Origin of the sequence: Acinetobacter sp. HA, assembly GCF_000264725.1 — a bacterium.
GTDB classification, from domain to species: domain Bacteria; phylum Pseudomonadota; class Gammaproteobacteria; order Pseudomonadales; family Moraxellaceae; genus Acinetobacter; species Acinetobacter schindleri.
This window is the reverse complement of the sequence record NZ_AJXD01000006.1, coordinates 30,905-47,215: the sequence shown is the minus strand read 5'-3', so window position 1 is coordinate 47,215 and position 16,311 is coordinate 30,905. Positions and strand designations below refer to the sequence as shown.

12 protein-coding genes and 2 pseudogenes are annotated in these 16,311 nt (G+C 45.3%); 3 read left to right on the top strand and 11 right to left on the bottom strand.

The window, feature by feature from the left end:
* Both HADU_RS01735 and recG read right to left on the bottom strand, forming a co-directional pair.
* Nucleotides 1-636 (bottom strand): ComF family protein, encoded by a 636-nt coding sequence (locus HADU_RS01735; RefSeq protein ID WP_004809839.1) that lies wholly within the window; start codon nt 634-636, stop codon nt 1-3.
* Nucleotides 623-2,668 carry an ATP-dependent DNA helicase RecG gene (gene recG / locus HADU_RS01730; RefSeq protein WP_008303014.1) on the bottom strand — a complete coding sequence of 682 codons (2,046 nt, stop codon included), beginning with the start codon at nt 2,666-2,668 and terminating at the stop codon, nt 623-625. The genes HADU_RS01735 and recG overlap by 14 nt, the downstream gene beginning before the upstream one ends.
* A gap of 34 nt (nt 2,669-2,702) precedes the next feature.
* On the opposite strand from recG, the gene HADU_RS01725 reads away from it, so the two are divergent.
* A complete protein-coding gene (locus HADU_RS01725; protein WP_008303013.1) occupies nt 2,703-3,521 on the top strand; it encodes an NAD-dependent epimerase/dehydratase family protein in 819 nt (272 codons plus the stop codon).
* 119 nt (nt 3,522-3,640) lie between these two features.
* On the opposite strand, the gene plsB is transcribed toward HADU_RS01725, so the two are convergent.
* Entirely contained in the window at nt 3,641-6,202 is a 2,562-nt protein-coding gene (gene plsB / locus HADU_RS01720; protein ID WP_008303010.1) for a glycerol-3-phosphate 1-O-acyltransferase PlsB, read from the bottom strand.
* A 285-nt stretch (nt 6,203-6,487) separates the two neighbouring features.
* On the opposite strand from plsB, the gene HADU_RS01715 reads away from it, so the two are divergent.
* Nucleotides 6,488-7,360, top strand: coding sequence for an acyl-CoA thioesterase (locus tag HADU_RS01715; protein WP_004809832.1), 873 nt, complete (start codon nt 6,488-6,490; stop codon nt 7,358-7,360).
* Nucleotides 7,361-7,420: 60 nt separating this feature from the next.
* On the opposite strand, the gene HADU_RS15715 is transcribed toward HADU_RS01715, so the two are convergent.
* Nucleotides 7,421-7,549, bottom strand: coding sequence for a YHYH domain-containing protein (locus HADU_RS15715; RefSeq protein WP_193759965.1), 129 nt, complete (start codon nt 7,547-7,549; stop codon nt 7,421-7,423).
* Nucleotides 7,550-7,748: 199 nt separating this feature from the next.
* Here HADU_RS15715 and HADU_RS01710 point away from each other — a divergent pair, with 199 nt between their 5' ends.
* Entirely contained in the window at nt 7,749-8,999 is a 1,251-nt protein-coding gene (locus HADU_RS01710) for a dicarboxylate/amino acid:cation symporter (RefSeq protein ID WP_034592078.1), read from the top strand.
* On the opposite strand, the gene HADU_RS01705 is transcribed toward HADU_RS01710, so the two are convergent.
* The 7 genes and pseudogenes from HADU_RS01705 to HADU_RS01675 all read right to left on the bottom strand — a co-directional run bounded on the left by HADU_RS01705 (nt 8,981) and on the right by HADU_RS01675 (nt 16,257).
* Complete coding sequence (locus tag HADU_RS01705; RefSeq protein WP_008303005.1) at nt 8,981-9,400, bottom strand: VOC family protein; 420 nt, start codon at nt 9,398-9,400, stop codon at nt 8,981-8,983. The genes HADU_RS01710 and HADU_RS01705 overlap by 19 nt on opposite strands.
* Before the next feature lie 97 nt (nt 9,401-9,497).
* Nucleotides 9,498-10,441, bottom strand: a pseudogene (locus HADU_RS01700) (metal-dependent hydrolase).
* A gap of 248 nt (nt 10,442-10,689) precedes the next feature.
* A pseudogene (yihA, locus tag HADU_RS01695) lies at nt 10,690-11,466 on the bottom strand (ribosome biogenesis GTP-binding protein YihA/YsxC); the annotation flags it as partial.
* Between the two features lie 99 nt (nt 11,467-11,565).
* The gene (locus HADU_RS01690) at nt 11,566-12,006 is read right to left on the bottom strand and encodes an RrF2 family transcriptional regulator (RefSeq protein ID WP_008303001.1); all 441 of its coding nucleotides are present in this window, start codon (nt 12,004-12,006) and stop codon (nt 11,566-11,568) included.
* Between the two features lie 85 nt (nt 12,007-12,091).
* Nucleotides 12,092-13,300 (bottom strand): NO-inducible flavohemoprotein, encoded by a 1,209-nt coding sequence (gene hmpA, locus HADU_RS01685; protein ID WP_008302999.1) that lies wholly within the window; start codon nt 13,298-13,300, stop codon nt 12,092-12,094.
* Nucleotides 13,301-13,452: 152 nt separating this feature from the next.
* Nucleotides 13,453-15,036: a helicase HerA-like domain-containing protein gene (locus tag HADU_RS01680; RefSeq protein ID WP_008302997.1), complete on the bottom strand. Its 1,584-nt coding sequence runs from the start codon at nt 15,034-15,036 to the stop codon at nt 13,453-13,455.
* Between the two features lie 18 nt (nt 15,037-15,054).
* Entirely contained in the window at nt 15,055-16,257 is a 1,203-nt protein-coding gene (locus HADU_RS01675; protein ID WP_004896132.1) for a PLP-dependent transferase, read from the bottom strand.
* Nucleotides 16,258-16,311: the final 54 nt, after the last annotated feature.

The window sequence follows — 16,311 nt, the reverse complement described above, 5'->3', positions numbered from 1 at the left end:
TTAAAGCTTTGCACCTGCGACACAGGCTGTATAAATTTGCTGGCAGCCAAGTTCTTCGAGCTTCTGATTAAGTGCACGAATTGAACTGCCAGTTGTTACCACATCATCAATAATCAGTACTTTACGATAACGCAATTTTGATGATGTACTAATCTGAAATTGTGCTTCAATATCTTCAATCCGTTCCAGGCGGCTTAAGCCTTTTTGTGAATGCTGTTTGAGCCGGCTCACCGGTTGCCATACTGGAACTTGAAGATGCTTTGCGACCTGTTTAGCCAGCAGTAAGGACTGGTTATAGCCACGCTGTACCAGTTTGTCTGTCGAGATTGGCATCGGAACGACTGCGCTGACTTTGGGAAGTTTCAAACTGATAAGCGCACCTGCTAACAAGTTTTCCAGATAAAGCTTTTGCTCATATTTGAACAACTGAATCAGACGATCCATCGGATAATCATAATGGCAGGCAATCTGTACCTGCATTTCCTGGCGCTGGATGGTCTGATGTGCCCAGGGTAACTGGTTCCAGCAATCCTGGCATACTGAATGAATTGTTTGATAATCGTTGTGACAAAGCTGGCAGGGTTGTAACTTGCCCAGCCAATGTTTGCCTTGCTGAATCAGCTTAGACATAGGCATAACGTGGTGCCTCAGGTAACCAGCGTTTTAATAGCGCATCAGCCTGTTTCGGATAATCCTTTAACATCTGCTGCGCCACATAATGTGCCTGATTGAGCAGGTGGTCATCCCGTTCCAGCTTGGCTACCCGGAAACCCATATCTCCGGTTTGTTTGGTGCCAAGCAGTTCACCTGGACCACGCAGTTCCAGATCCTTTTCTGCGATAATAAAGCCGTCATTGGTTTCCCGCATGATACGCAAACGTTCCTGACCATTCTGAGAAAGAGGATGCTTATACAGGAGTACACAGAAACTGGCTTTGGCACCCCGACCAACACGGCCACGCAGCTGATGCAGTTGTGAGAGGCCGAGACGCTCAGCATTCTCAATCACCATCAGAGAAGCATTCGGTACATCGACACCCACCTCAATCACGGTCGTGGCAATCAATAGCTGCAATTCATTATTTTTAAATTGTTGCATCACCGCCTGCTTTTCATCAGGCTTCATCTTGCCATGGACCAGACCGATATTGATTTCCGGGAAGCGTTCCTTAATTTCGGCAAAAGTGGCTTCGGCTGCTTGGGCATCTAAAGTTTCCGACTGTTCGACCAGAGTACAGACCCAATACGCTTGCTTACCTTCAGCACAGTTGGTGGCAATACGTTGGAGTACCTCTTCACGGCGGTCCAGTGGGATAGTGACGGTCTGAATCGGAGTACGACCGGGTGGCAGTTCATCAATAACTGAAGTGTCCAGATCGCCATACGCAGACATGGCAAGCGTACGTGGAATTGGTGTCGCCGTCATGACCAGTTGATGTGGGGACATACCATCCAGCCCTTTATTGCGTAGAGCCAGACGCTGATCCACACCAAAGCGATGCTGTTCATCAATAATTACCAGCCCCAATTTGGCAAACTCGACATTTTCCTGAAACAAGGCATGGGTGCCGACCACCAGATTGGCACTACCATCTCTAATGCTTTGTTCTGCCGCAGTACGGGCTTTACCTTTTTGCTTGCCAGATAGCCAGGAAACAGTCAGTCCCAGTGGCTCAAACCATTTTTTAAAATTTAAATAATGCTGTTCTGCTAGAATTTCGGTTGGTGCCATGAGGGCCACTTGCCAGCCTTCTTCCAGAGCATGACAGGCCGCCACACCAGCAACCAGTGTTTTACCTGCACCGACATCGCCCTGTACCAGACGCAACATCGGTTTGTTGCCTTTCATGTCATGGGCAACTTCTCGTGAAACACGTTTTTGCGCCCCCGTCATTTCAAAAGGTAGACCCGCGAGCAACTGTTTGGCATAACGCTTACTTGGTGAAAATGCAGGCGCTTCAATCTGCTGAATAAAGGCACGGCGGGTCAGTAAACTGATCTGATGCGCGACCAGTTCCTCAAAGATCAGACGCTGCTGGGCTGGGTGGGAACCCTGTGCCAGCTGCAACATGTTGGCATCGACTGGAGGGTGATGGATATATTCCAGTGCCTGCTTCAGGTCATAGCCATTGCTGAATTTAGCCGGTAGCAATTCCGGTAGATCATCACTGTGTAGGGCGAGCGCCTGCTTGATATATTCACGTAATTTGGGTTGCGTCAGGCCTTCAGTTGCCGGATAGATTGCCGTAAGTTGTGTCTGCGGAAGTGGGGTATGTTCAGTAATGACCTGTAATTCGGGGTGATACATTTCCAGGCCACGGGCACCAACACGCACTTCGCCAAAAACTCTTAATCTTGCACCAACTTTGCAGCGGTCGGTAATGCCTTTATAGATATGATAGAAACGTAGGGTCACCTTGCCGCAATCATCATCCAGCAGTACGGCCATGGACTTGCGTTTACCTGGTGGAAAATCTACGCCTTTGACAATACCTTCCAGCAAATAACTACGTCCCACAGTCAATTGATTCATGGGAATGATCGTGCTACGGTCTTCGTAGTCACGTGGCAGATGAAAGAGCAAATCATCAGTTGTGAACAGATTTAATTTTTCAAGTAATGTGGCGGCGGCATTGCCGACACCTTGTAACTGATGGACTGCAGCCATGTCCCCTCAACCAGGTTTTGTGATTCGGTGCTGAATGCATATTTTATTTATCGGTTATGGTAAAACATCCGCACGCATAGCTAAACAATTATTTGAGCAAGGTCATCAAATTAGCACAATCAGTCGCAGTGCGAAAACAGATTCCTGTGCCACTCATCATGTTCAGGATGTGCATCAGCTCGATTTAAGCAGCCTTGCACCGATTGACTGGGTCTACGTCTTGCTCAGTCCTGACCAGAGTACGCTCGAAGCTTATCAGCAGACTTATCTGGATTCAGTCGGTCCAATTGTTAGGGCGCTAAAATCCCATCCGATACAACGTCTGGTTGTCGTATCTTCCACCCGGGTCTATGGCGAGAATGCCGGAGAGCGGGTGGATGATGACAGTGCAATTTATCCGAATGATCCGCAAGGCAAAGTCCTGCATCAAATGGAGCAGATTTATTTAGCTGCTTATCCAGACCAATGTACGATCATCCGCCCAAGTGGGATTTATGGAGCTTCAGTTGCACGCTTGGAAAAAATGGCACGATTTATGTCCAGTTATCCAAATCTGCACTGGTCGAATCGGATTCATATTGAAGACTTGTCACGTTTTATGGCTGAGATGATTCACGTGGAACATCTTGAATCTTCATATATTTTGACCAATAACCAGCCACAACTGTTGCATGAAGTTCTGCAATGGTTTCAGCAGCAGATGAGATTGCCTTTATTAAAGGTAGAAAGTGAGCAGGTGACGGGGAAGAAACTATATGCTACCCGTATGCAAAAAATGGGATATGAGTTAAAGCATCCGGACTGTTATGAGGATTATTTAGAATTGATGAAGTTAGCCACTCATCTTGAATAAAGTTGAGTTCCCTCTCCTTTTAGGAGAGGGTTAGGGAGAGGTAAGTTTTTAAACATTTTCTCTCATCCCTCTCGCGAGCAGTGCTTCTCATCCCAGAGGGAGAAGGAGCTTAAATAATCTTACTTTTTCTTCCGTTTCGCACGCTTCTTGGCTTGTTCAGCTGCCAAGGCATCCAAAGCTTCTTTCAATTCTTCATCCGTAAAGGCTGTAAGATTATGAAGCATTTGCAGCTTTACTTCATCCAGTACCAGATCAGCATACTGAGCGATATTTTTGAAGCTTTCATCAAAGACAATCGCATTGTCTTCATTAGTACTGATATAACCTTTTTGAGTTAGCGTTTTGATAAAGCTTTGGAACAGTGCCTTATCAAAGAATTCTGGTGAATTGAATTCATACAGTACAGACAGACGCTGACCTACCAGATGGCTTAATTCTTCAACCTGACGGGTGGAGATATTGCCTGAACCACGTTGGGTAATCAGTGCCAGCGTCATGTAATAGCGCTCGATACTTTGCATGACAGGTGCAGCCAAAACTTCTAGCTGATGATGTGCTTCGCTGTTTGGTGTAGGTGCCACCAAATTTTCACCATCCTGTGCAATTAGATTCGCTGCAATCAAGGCATCAATATAAGTGTTTACTGGTGCTTTGATTTCATCTTCATGCCATTTCAGGAACAGTTCAGCTTTCAGGAATGGGTATAAGGTACTGCTGATATTCACCAGATCATCACGGCGAATAATGCCATTATGATTTACCAGGGCGGCTACCAGTGACGGTAATACAAAGGCATGCACAATATTGTTGCGGAAATAGGTCAGTAAAATCGCCTGATTATCTTCGATGGCGATAATATTGCCCAGCACATGATTGACGCGTTTGATCAGTTTCAATTTCATTGCATAGGCAATGATTTCTTTCCCTGACAACGGCGTCACTTGCATACGTTCATCATATGGCAAAGACGTCAGCAGATTACGATAAGTATCTAACTGTTTGATACAAATCGCCTCATCCAGCGTGTGTTTTGGTGTCGCTAATAAAATGAGTGACAACAGGGATACCGGGTTAATGACGGCTGCACGGTTAATATTTTCCAGAATCGCCTGTGCAGAACTATTTACTGCTTCAGATACTGCTGGCGGGATCGGATCATCATTCTTTTCAATCTTGATCTCATCCGCACCATGCTGTTTCAGCATGTCATCCAGAAAGACGGGCTCACCAAAATTCAGATGTACTTTACCGAAAATACGTTCAATCTTGCGCAAGGTTTTTAGAATGCCAAAAATAGATTCCGCTTCTTTTTCCTTACCGTTCATTTCACCTACATAAGTTGCACCTTCCATCAGACGTTCATAGCCGATATAGGTGGGTACAAATACGATAGGCTTTGCTTTGCCACGCAAATGACCATGCACGGTCATTGCCAGCATGCCGGTTTTTGGTGGTAACAGACGACCGGTACGTGAACGGCCACCTTCAATAAAGTATTCCAGTGGAGTATTACGTGACAGAACGCTATACAGATATTCTTTGAAAACTGTCGTATAGAGTGCATTACCGCGGAAAGTACGGCGGATAAAGAAGGCACCACCGCCACGCAAGATCTGGCCAACAAATGGCATGTTCAGGTTATCACCCGCTGCGATGTACGGCACCATCAAACCACGACGATAAATCACATAAGATAATAACAGGTAGTCGATATGACTACGGTGACATGGTGCATAGACAATTTCATAGTCTTTCGCCAGTTCACGTACTGTACTGAAGTTATGTACATCAATGCCGTCATAGAGCTGAGTCCAGAGACGGGTCAGGGCCTTATCGGCAAAACGTACGGTTGAGTTGGAGTAATCTGATACGATTTCATTTAAATAACCAATCGCACGGCGTTCAGCTTCATCCACACTGATCTTGCTGCGGATACTTTCATTACGGATAGCCGCCTGCACATCTGGAGATTTGATCAGACCCTGCATCACATTACGGCGATCTGAAAGGTCAGGCCCCAGCACTACTTCTCGCTGGGCATCCAGATAGTCATTCAAGGTACTGACAATATAAGTTGCTGGAGACAGGTTTGGATGTGTCACTTTGGCATGATCAATCAGTGCACGCAGAGACTGTGCTTCATGGAACTCCAGATAAGACTGACGACCATGCAGACCAATATTCACCAGCTGTTTCATCTTGCTTGGTGTTGACCAGGTATCGGTAAATAACAATTTGAACCAGGAATCTTCTTTCTCTGGCTCACGACCCCATAGCACGGTCACCGGAATCAGTTCTACATCCAGTTCTGGATTCTGTTCCAGTACTTCAATCAAACGCAGCAGACGTGGTGGAAAAGCATGTGGCGGCGAGCTCAGCAGATTGCTTTCATCATGATATTGCAGGAACAATACCGAAGCTTTTTCCCGGCGCGTACCTAAATCCATTGGATCAAGTGCAGCAGGCAATTTGAGACGACGGGTTTCACCATCTACCACCAGCGCATTACTGCGAGAATGGTTTTGCAGAACATAGCAGACAATCTTTTTCTGATCTTGCTGGTCAGCCGCTGGAGCAGGGACTTCCGTTGGTACTTCCCCAAGTACATGCGGGGTAACCACAAGTTCAAGCATCTTACTTGAAAGCTTGCGATACATTTGACCAAAGCCACTCTTGGACATACCTACTCCTAATTTTACTGACCGGAACCACAGGATTTCTGAGGGGGATCTATTTTGATAGATTGTATTTGAAAACAATATGTCATTTTCTAACAAATTCTACAAAAGTTCTTTGATTTTAACGTGAAAAAACGTTTTTTTTATCGGAACATCTACAAAGTGAATGACAGGTCAGTCAGTCAATCTCTAGGGATTTACTCAGAATTTATGGCAGAATATTACCAGAAATGAAGCACATTGTTATTTTTCCAATTTTGGATATCCCGAACATCGTATAGGTTGCCTATGAATGTCTTAACACAAGAACTGGTTGAATTGCTTAGCCTGGAAAAGCTGGAAGAGAATATTTTCCGTGGAATTAGCCGTAACCTGGTAGGCAAGCGCGTATTCGGTGGGCAGGTATTAGGACAGGCTTTGCGTGCTGCATCCTATACGACAGATCGTCCAGCACATTCATTGCATGCCTATTTCCTGTTTGGAGGAGATGTCAATGCACCGATTATCTATGAAGTAGATCGTATTCGTGATGGCAAGAGTTTTGCCAGTCGTCAGGTGCGTGCGATTCAGCATGGCCGTACTATCTTTATGTGTATGGTGTCTTTTGCCGAACCAGAAGAAGGCTTGAACTATCAGATTTCTGAACCAGAATATCCCTCAGTCGACAGCCTGAAAAATGAGGCAGAACTGAAGCATCAGATTGTTGAATTCGTACCGGAAAATGTCCGTGCTTCATTTATGCGTGATCGCCATGTAGAAATTCGTCCTGTGATGCCGGTGAATCCATTCCAGCCGCAACCGGAAGCGCCAAATTATGCGCACTATATCCGTACCCATGGCCAAGTCGCTCCGGAAGTTGATGAGGTTTCGCTGCATCAGGCGATTGCTGCCTTCTACTCAGACTTTACCTTGATGACGACAGCATTGCGTCCACATGGTCTGAGCTATATTTCACCAAACCTGCAATGTGCCAGCATCGACCATGCCATGTATTTCCATAAGCCATTCCGGGCCGATGAATGGATGCTTTACGACATGGATGCGACAGTGAGTGCCAGCTCACGTGGCCTGAACTTCGGTCGTATGTGGCAGAATGGAGAACTGGTCTGTAGTACAACCCAGGAAGGTCTCATCCGTCTGCGGGAAATTGAAACCCAGTAAGATTTAAAATAAAAAAAGCCGGATTAGAGTTCCGGCTTTTTTATTGGGTGTGATTTGAAGTTAGTGGCAATGTGGCACATCATTGCTTGAATGCTTATGGCAGCCTTGCTGTTCTTTACCGCCCGAAGAATGTGCAAAAACCTGCCCGATGCTGCAAATGAGTGCAATAGCAATGATCATTTTTTTCATGAACGTATATTTCCTTTGTATAAAACCAGCTTATTGCACTGATTAAGCACATCGCGTGCCAAAATTCGGTACATCACCATATGGATTAAATGAATAATAAAAGATATTTTGCTGTAAAGCGTTTATAAAATTTTACTCGATTATCCGAAACTTGCATGGCATAGTGCCGGATAAGTTCGATATTAAAATGTCCATGAAGATGAGCTTAAATACGCAGATTCTAGTTGCCGCAGTATTGGGTGTCCTGTTTGGTTTTTTATTAAATCTTTTCCCGCAAACCACGTTTGAAGAGCTCAGCCTGTATAGTCTGGGTATCATGAGCAGCATCTTTATTGGTTTGCTAAAAATGTTGTTGGTTCCACTGATCTTTAGCTCGATTGTGGTTGGAGTATCGAATCTGCAAGCTGGTGGTCAGCTGAGCCGAACCTGGAAAATTACCTTGGCATGCTGTGTCACCACGACCACCCTGGCTTTAATCTTGGGATTGGCTTGTGCCCATCTGTTTGATGTGGGCAAGGGTGTCGATGTAGTAATGTTTCAGGATGCCATGGCTCAGCATAAAACTCCGGATACCTTAACGCCGTCTTCATTCTTTACCAACTTTATTCAGAATACCCTGATCAATCCGTTTAAGGCCTTTGCCGATGGTAATGTGCTGGCAGTGGTGGTCTTTGCACTCTTTGTCGGTGTGGCACTGGTGGCAGGGGGAGACAAGTTTCGGACGGTGCGTAAGCTCAGTATGCAGTTTTTTGACATCATGATGCTGATGATTGGCTGGGTCATGAAACTGGCGCCATTCGGGATTTTTGCGCTACTGGCCAAGCTGATTGCCACTGAAGATATTTCGGTGCTGAGCCGTCTGGCAGAGTTTGCTGCGGTAGTAACGGGCACCACTATTTTCCACGGTCTGGTAGTTCTACCATTATTGTTGTGGATCTTCGGGAAAATGAACCCGATTACCTTTTTTAAAGGCACTCGTGCAGCCTTGATTACCGCTTTTGCGACCAGTTCCAGTTCTGCAACCATGCCATTATCCATGAAATGTGCCCAGGAAAATCTGGGAGTACGTCCACATACGGCAGGCTTTGTCATTCCGCTTGGAACTCAGCTGAACATGGATGGTACGGCACTGTATGAAGCTGCAGCAGCTTTGTTTATTGCCAACCTCATGGGACTTGATCTGACGTTGGGGCAGCAATTGGTCGTGTGTGCCACAGCAATGATTGCATCTTTAGGCGCACCGGGTATTCCAAGTGCCGGGATGGTGACCATGATCATGGTACTGCAATCAGTTGGCTTGCCGGCAGAAGCTATTGCGATCCTGTTGCCGATTGACCGATTGCTTGATACGGTCAGGACTGTGGTGAATGTGCAGGGTGATATGATGATCAGTGTCGTGGTTGACCGACATACCCGTGAACCGCAGCTGGATCAGTCCATCTCTAGTTGAGGATTGAAAACCACCTCCCACAGATGTCCATCTGGATCCTGAAAATAGCCTGCATAGCCGCCATAAAATGTGGCCTGTGCAGCTTTCACAATCTTGGCTCCAGCTTTTTCAGCCTGAGTCATGACCTGATCGACATCTAATGGGCTATACACATTGTGTCCCAAGGTCATTTGCGTGGGACACATCAGACTCGGTTCGAGTCCGGTATCATGCTGGATGCTGCTTTGCGGCCATAAAGCCAGTTTTAATCCAGCCTGTAGTTCAATAAATGCGACTGCGCCATATTCAAATTCTTTGCCAACAATGCCTTTACTGGGAAAGCCCAGCCCATCACAATAAAAGCGTAGTGCAGCCTCCAGGTCGCGAACACCGAGTGTAATCACTGAAATCCGTGCTTGCATGAGCTCATCCTTAGGGTCATGTCTGTAGCTTTATCTTAGGTCAAATAAAAAGCAGGGAAATGATCCCTGCTGTTAGAAATTGTAATAAGAGGAGAGCTTAGGCGACTTTTAAACCTGCCCGTTTGGCCGCAGGGGAATGCTCAAGATAATATAGAGCATCATCGGTACTGCCTTCATGCACCGGGTCATACCATGGCATCAGGTAGCCGAGCTGCTGAGAAACCAGCCATAGGGGATTCGGTAGCAAACGATTGTCCTGCTGTGAAATACGCAACCATTCTTTCCAGATCCAGGGTTTATACACCGTGGGTTTCAGCTGCTTAAAACGAGGGTCTTGTGCCAACAAGTGTGCTGTACCGTCGACCCACAGACCAATTACCCAATAATCACCACCACACTTAAATAGTAGCGGGCGATATAACCGCCACCGAGATGACGATATAAGTCAAATGCTACACTGCGATGCTCAATTTCTTCTGCGCCATGCCATTTCACCAGATCTAGCATATTTGTATCAGCACCAAGCCGTTCCCATTCGGTGTTATAGAGCGCATATTTTCCAAGGACACAGGTCATATGCTCTACAGTCGCGACGATACCAAGCCGGAACAGATCCCATTGATGTTCTGCGATTTTAGGAATTTTCAGACCAAGCGGCTGATCGGCCAGCAATTGATTGAACAGGAAATCCATAATGTCCAGATTACGCTGGATATCAATCTGGCGTTCAGATAGATACTCTTTATTGGCCGAATTATGTGCCTGAGCATGCATGGCTTCCTGACGGATAAAAGCCTGTACATCATGCTTTAATTTTTCGTCGGTGATCTGAGCGAGAACCTTGTTATACAAGCGACAGAACCAGAATTCACCGGCCGGCAGAATATTATTAATTTCATTCACAAAGTAACTGGCGAAAGGCTGATTTGGAATCCAGTCAATTGGGGTGGCCTGCCATTTAAACTTAACTTTGCGTGGTTGGATAAAATAGGAAATTGAAGAGCCAATTTTTGTTGTTTTAAATCGTGAGAGTAAAGACATGGGTGGATCCATCACTGCTTGATCAATATAGTATGAAAAAAATGTCCCGAATCGCTGCAGGCAATACGGGACATTATTTTGTCACTTGGATCACATCGGGCTTATTTTGGCTGTTCTTGTTCAACAATCTCTGGTTGATCAGATTCAACCGGCTCATCCAGATTGTTTAATTCACTTGCAGTGATTTCATGATCTTGGTCTGAGTCAGTTTCATCTTCTAGTTCAACAGATTCAATCGGCTCATCAGCTTCGTTTAAATCATGGATTGACGCTTCTGGAATACTATCCAGATCAAATTCCGTTGGTTGATCCAAGGTAAAGTTCAGACGACCGGCCATCACACTTGCCAGTTCTTCCAGACCTTCTTTATTTAAAGAGGAAAATAATTGAATCGAGAAGTTCAGCTTCATTTTATTTAATGTTGCTTTGACTTCCTGCAGGGCTTTGGACGCAGGACCACGATTCAGCTTGTCTGATTTGGTCAACAAGACATGCACGAACAGGTGACGTGAATAGGCCCATTCCAGCATCATCACATCAAAGTGTTGTAGTGGATGACGGATATCCATCAACAGCACCAGACCTTGCAAGCTCTTACGGTGAATCAGGTAATTTTCTAGTTCTTTCTGCCAGACCAGTTTCATTTTTTCAGGTACAGCTGCATAACCATAACCGGGTAAGTCGACCAGACGCTGGTCTGGATTGCCGAGGCTGAAGAAGTTAATCATCTGGGTACGGCCCGGTCTTTTCGAAGCACGTGCCAATTGTTTCTGATTGGTCAGCGCATTGATGGCACTGGATTTACCTGCATTGGAGCGACCGGCGAATGCCACTTCATAACCTGTATCTTCAACACACAGATTAAGTTTGGGTGCACTCATTAAAAATTCAGCTTTGCGCAGCCAATTGAGCGAGCGCACAGAGTATTCAGTAATCGCAGGATCGACTTTTTTGGTATAGCTAATCTTTTGCTTTGGGGCAGCAGCTGCCTTACTGTTTTTCGATTTTCCTCTGCTGTGGTGCATGGCTCAACTTCAAACTTAAATTTACAAGCAGCTATTATAAAGGAAGTCGCTTGGGCAAGCGAACTTTCAATGCAAGACTTGGTAAGCAGAAAGTGAAAACTAAAGATTGATCAGGCCGATTGGTGACTGGATGCTGTAATGACCTTGCAGTGGTGTTACCACTTCACTGAGCGTATATTGATCCAGGCTGGCATAAAACTGCTCTACGGCATCATCTAAAATGCCTTTTAAACCACAATTTTTACGCAGCACACAGGGTGGGGTATTGCATTCTACCACTTGGCTATCCTGTTGCAGGATACGCACGATTTGACCCAATGGTATTTTTAAGGTGAGCGGATTCATGCGAATGCCGCCGCCTCGCCCACGAGTAGTGATGAGCCAGTCCTGCTTTGCCATAAAATGTACGATTTTCATGGTATGGTTCTCTGACACCTGCAGCTCATTCGCGAGTTCCGCAATGGTATACGGCACTTCTTTCGGCTGAGCGATGTACATGAGAATCCGTAAGGCGTAATCGGTAAATTTATTTAACTGCATTATAAATCTAGAGTTTTCATACAAAGCAGGGCTAGTCTAACACAGCCAGACTAGCCCTTGCTTGATTTCAGTTTAAGCTGACTGCTTAGTGGCGAACGCCACCAGTACCAAAGGCTTCACTGTGAATATTCTCAGCAGGAATGCCTCGTGCAACCAGCGCTTTGTGTTGTTCTGCCATAAATGGCATTGGGCCACATAGATAGTAATCAGCATTTTCTGGTAATAAAGCACGATCAACTGTACTCAGATCCAGACGGCCTGCTACATCATAGTCTTCACCCAGTTTGTCACCTTGGTGCGGGAATTCGTAAGCAGTCAGCGTGCTTAAACGTGGGTATTTGGCTTTCAAATCATGAATGTGCTGTTTCATGGCATGCACCTGTTTGCTACGGCAGGCATGAATGAAAGTCACAGGTTGTGGCATATCCAGAGTTACCAACTGATTTAGCATGGCTACCATTGGAGTTAAGCCTACACCGCCACTGATAAATACATTACGTTTGTTTGGATCAATCAGGTAGAAATTGCCTGTTGGTGCAGACACTTCAATTTCTGAGCCTTCTGCCAAGCTATGTAAAGTGTTAGATACCCAGCCTGGAACCAAATCACCTTTTTGATCTTCACGCTTCACTGAAATACGCAGGTATTCATCTTGAGGACAAGTTGAAAGCGTATATTGACGTGGTTGTCTCAAATTCAGTTCAGGCACAAACACACGTACAGAAATATACTGACCTGCTTCATACTTCGGTAATGGTCCGCCATCGACTGGTGCCAGGTAGAACGAAGTGATCTCTTCGCTTTCTATTACTTTTTTGGCAATCTTGAAATTGCGCCAGCCTAACCAGCTACCTTTAGTCTGTTCATGTTGATCATAAATCGCTTTTTCAGTCGCAATGAACAGGTCTGCTAATTGTCCATATGCAGTAGCCCACGCATCAATCAGTGGATCATCCATAGAAATATTGAGTACTTCACTGATTGAATGCAGCAGGTTTTCCCCAACAATGCCGTAATCAGGTGCTTTAATATTTAAGCTGACATGTTTATGCGCAATGAGTTCAACCACAGGTAATAACACAGAAGGATCTTCGATATTTTCAGCATATGCTAAAACTGCACCTGCCAAGGCTTGCGCCTGAGCACCGCTACGCTGGTGACCCATGTTGAAGGTTTCTTTTAGATCAGGGTTATTGTTTAACATCCGGTTGTAAAAATAACCGGTTAAAGCAACCCCATTTTCACGAAGCACAGGTACTGTAGCTTTTACTAGGTCAATTTGCTGTGGAGTCATAGCAGATCTCTCATGGCTGTTATTTATAAGATGTATTTAAAATACATCTTTAAAGATATATTTACAATACATCTTTAAGTAAAAACCATGAAAAAATTATGGGATATTAAAATATCCCATAAAAATAAAGAAAATAATCGGAGAAAGGAGGGTTATCTCTTACCAAATAATGACCCTAATAAACCACGGACAATTTTCTGGCCGGTAGTGCTACCCAAAGTGCGTGCGGCACTTTTGGCAAAGGTGCCAACAATGTCTTGGGTGAACTTTTCACGCTGTTTCGCTGCACGTTCAGCTTCTTTCTGCTGTTCGCGTGCAAGACGTTCCTGTTCGCGGGCTTGCTGCTTAGCAAATGTTTCCTGCTCTTTTGCGACTTGTTTGGCATACGCTTCTTGTTCTTTGGCTTGCTGTTTGGCAAGTTCCGCAGCCTGAAGCTGTTGCTGGCGTTCAGTGACTTTGTTTTGCAGTATTTCATGCGCACTGTCACGATCAACTTGCTGTTCATAAATCCCAGCCACAATGCTTTGTTGCATTAAAGTTTTGCGTTCTTCAGGAGAAATGGGGGTAAAAGAGGAGTGTGGCGGCATCACCCAGCCGCGTTCTACAATTTGCGGTGTGCCTTTTTCATCCAGACAGCTAATCAGTGCTTCACCGACAGCCAGTTCGGTAATAGCATCCTGAACTTTAAATTCTGGATTAGCTCGAAAAGTATCTGCCGCCGTTTTTACCGCTTTTTGGTCTTTAGGGGTAAAAGCACGTAAAGCATGCTGAACCCGATTGCCGAGTTGACCTAAAACGCTTTCTGGTAAATCGAGTGGATTCTGGGTGATAAAGTAAATCCCCACACCTTTAGAACGAATCAAACGCACCACCTGTTCAATCTTTTCTTGCAAGGCAGGGCTAGTATTATCAAATAGCAAATGGGCTTCATCAAAGAAGAACACCAGTTTAGGTTTATCCAGGTCGCCGACTTCCGGTAACTGTTCAAACAGCTCTGAAAGCATCCACAGCAGGAAGGTGGCATATAGCTTGGGTGTATTCATCAGCTTGTCAGCAGCAAGCAAGTTGATATTGCCATGACCTTGACTGTCGGTTTGTAAAAAATCCATCAGATCCAGCGCTGGTTCACCAAAGAATTGCTCACCACCTTGATCAGCCAAGGCAAGCAGATTGCGTTGAATCGCGCCCAGACTGGCAGGAGACAGATTGCCATAGTCCGCTTTAAAATCTGCGGCATGTTCGCTGACATAACTAATCATGGCCTTTAGATCTTTAAAGTCGATCAGTAATAGTCCCTGATCATCAGCAATACGGAAAATGGCAGAGAGCACACCTTCCTGAGTGTCGTTCAGATTCAAAATACGGGCAAGAAGGAGAGGGCCAATCTCGGAAATGGTGGTGCGAATCGGATGGCCTTGCTCGCCAAATAAATCCCAGAACACCACAGGCGACGCTGAAAAAGGGATGGACTCGATATTCAGGCTTTTAATGCGTTCATCAAATTTGGGATTACTTTCCCCAGCTTTCGCCAAGCTGGAAACATCGCCCTTGGCATCGGCCAAGAATACAGGTACACCAATTCGGGAAAAACTTTCTGCCAGTACCTTTAATGTCACGGTCTTGCCAGTACCGGTTGCACCGGCAATCAGACCATGGCGGTTGGCAAGCTGAGAATGCAGCACGATATCCTGGGTGGTATCGGCGGTTTTTTTAGCGATTACGATTGGTGTACCCATATAATTTCCTATTGTTATTTATTCATTTTTAACTTTTTTCATGTTTTGTAGTGCGTGTTGAATGTCTTCAATCAGATCTTCCGGATGTTCTAGACCAATACAGAAGCGTACTAGGAAGCCTTCTTTCAAATGTGAATGTTCAAGCACACGCATATCTTTTAAGTTATATAGCATGACCAGGCTAACAGGACCACCCCAGCTAAAACCAAGCTTAAACAGTTTTAAGCTGTCACAAAAATTGCGGATATCTTGCAGTTCATATTTACTGTCAAAAATTACACTGACCAGGCCGGCACTATGACCTTCCTTGCAAATTTCTTTCCAGTATTGATGGCCTGCGCTATGCGGATCGGCTGGATGCAGTACCTGCACAAACTCCGCTTGCTGTTTTAACCAGGTGAGAATGTTGAGTGCACTACTGGATTGATGGGCATAACGCAGCTGCATGGAAGCAAGACTACGTTGCACCTGAGCAACATCATCACCTGAGACAGCAATGCCTTGAATGGCATGTGCGCGGAACAGTTTGTGATGCAGTTCTTTATCACGCGTGACCACTGAACCCATCAGAATGTCACCACCACCGCTTGGATATTTGGTCAGCGCATGTACGGATAAATCTACACTCAGGTGTTCATCACCAAAATCAAAGGCATTAAAGGCCAGACCCGCGCCCCAGGTATTGTCCAGTGCAGTCAGAATATTGTGTGCTTGAGCTTTCTTCACGAGGCCATTTAAATCCGGAAATTCCAGTGTGACTGAGCCAGCTGCTTCCAGCCAGATTAGTTTGGCTTTATCTGAAGGATTAAAGCTTTCCAGGCATAATGGATTATAAACTTGTACCTGAATGCCATAACGTGTTTCCAGGTTGCGTAGATGCTCCATGTTTGGGCCATAAATATTGTCCGGTACCCAAACTTCCTCTCCCTGACTTAAAAAGCAGGAATTCACGAGATTAATCGCAGATAAACCGCTAGGTGCAAGCAGGTGATAGAGCCCACCTTCGAGCTGGGCAATGTTATCGCCTAAGGTAAATGTGGTTGGGGTACCATGTGTGCCATAGCTATAGTCATAATCATCGGTCCAATGGCGATTAAACAGGGCATCGGTATTGTTAAAAATAATGGTTGATGCACGATAGAGGGGAGGTTGAACCGTCGAAATGTACTGAGGGGCCTTTCGTGGTGCATGAATCAGGGCGGTTTGAGGATTTTTTTTCATGCTGCAGCTCATATCTGGAGTCAAAAACAGCTTTAGCTTAAGAGAATCTTTGCT

Bases quoted from the DNA above. Each gene is read 5' to 3' on its own strand.
- recG (WP_008303014.1), bottom strand. From the start codon at position 2,668: ATGGCTGCAGTCCATCAGTTACAAGGTGTCGGCAATGCCGCCGCCACA.
- HADU_RS01735 (WP_004809839.1), bottom strand. From the start codon at position 636: ATGCCTATGTCTAAGCTGATTCAGCAAGGCAAACATTGGCTGGGCAAG.
- HADU_RS01705 (WP_008303005.1), bottom strand. From the start codon at position 9,400: ATGCAAGCACGGATTTCAGTGATTACACTCGGTGTTCGCGACCTGGAG.
- hmpA (WP_008302999.1), bottom strand. From the start codon at position 13,300: ATGACTCCACAGCAAATTGACCTAGTAAAAGCTACAGTACCTGTGCTT.
- HADU_RS01680 (WP_008302997.1), bottom strand. From the start codon at position 15,036: ATGGGTACACCAATCGTAATCGCTAAAAAAACCGCCGATACCACCCAG.
- HADU_RS01715 (WP_004809832.1), top strand. From the start codon at position 6,488: ATGAATGTCTTAACACAAGAACTGGTTGAATTGCTTAGCCTGGAAAAG.
- plsB (WP_008303010.1), bottom strand. From the start codon at position 6,202: ATGTCCAAGAGTGGCTTTGGTCAAATGTATCGCAAGCTTTCAAGTAAG.
- HADU_RS01725 (WP_008303013.1), top strand. From the start codon at position 2,703: ATGCATATTTTATTTATCGGTTATGGTAAAACATCCGCACGCATAGCT.
- HADU_RS01675 (WP_004896132.1), bottom strand. From the start codon at position 16,257: ATGAAAAAAAATCCTCAAACCGCCCTGATTCATGCACCACGAAAGGCC.
- HADU_RS01710 (WP_034592078.1), top strand. From the start codon at position 7,749: ATGAGCTTAAATACGCAGATTCTAGTTGCCGCAGTATTGGGTGTCCTG.
- HADU_RS01690 (WP_008303001.1), bottom strand. From the start codon at position 12,006: ATGCAGTTAAATAAATTTACCGATTACGCCTTACGGATTCTCATGTAC.
- HADU_RS15715 (WP_193759965.1), bottom strand. From the start codon at position 7,549: ATGAAAAAAATGATCATTGCTATTGCACTCATTTGCAGCATCGGGCAG.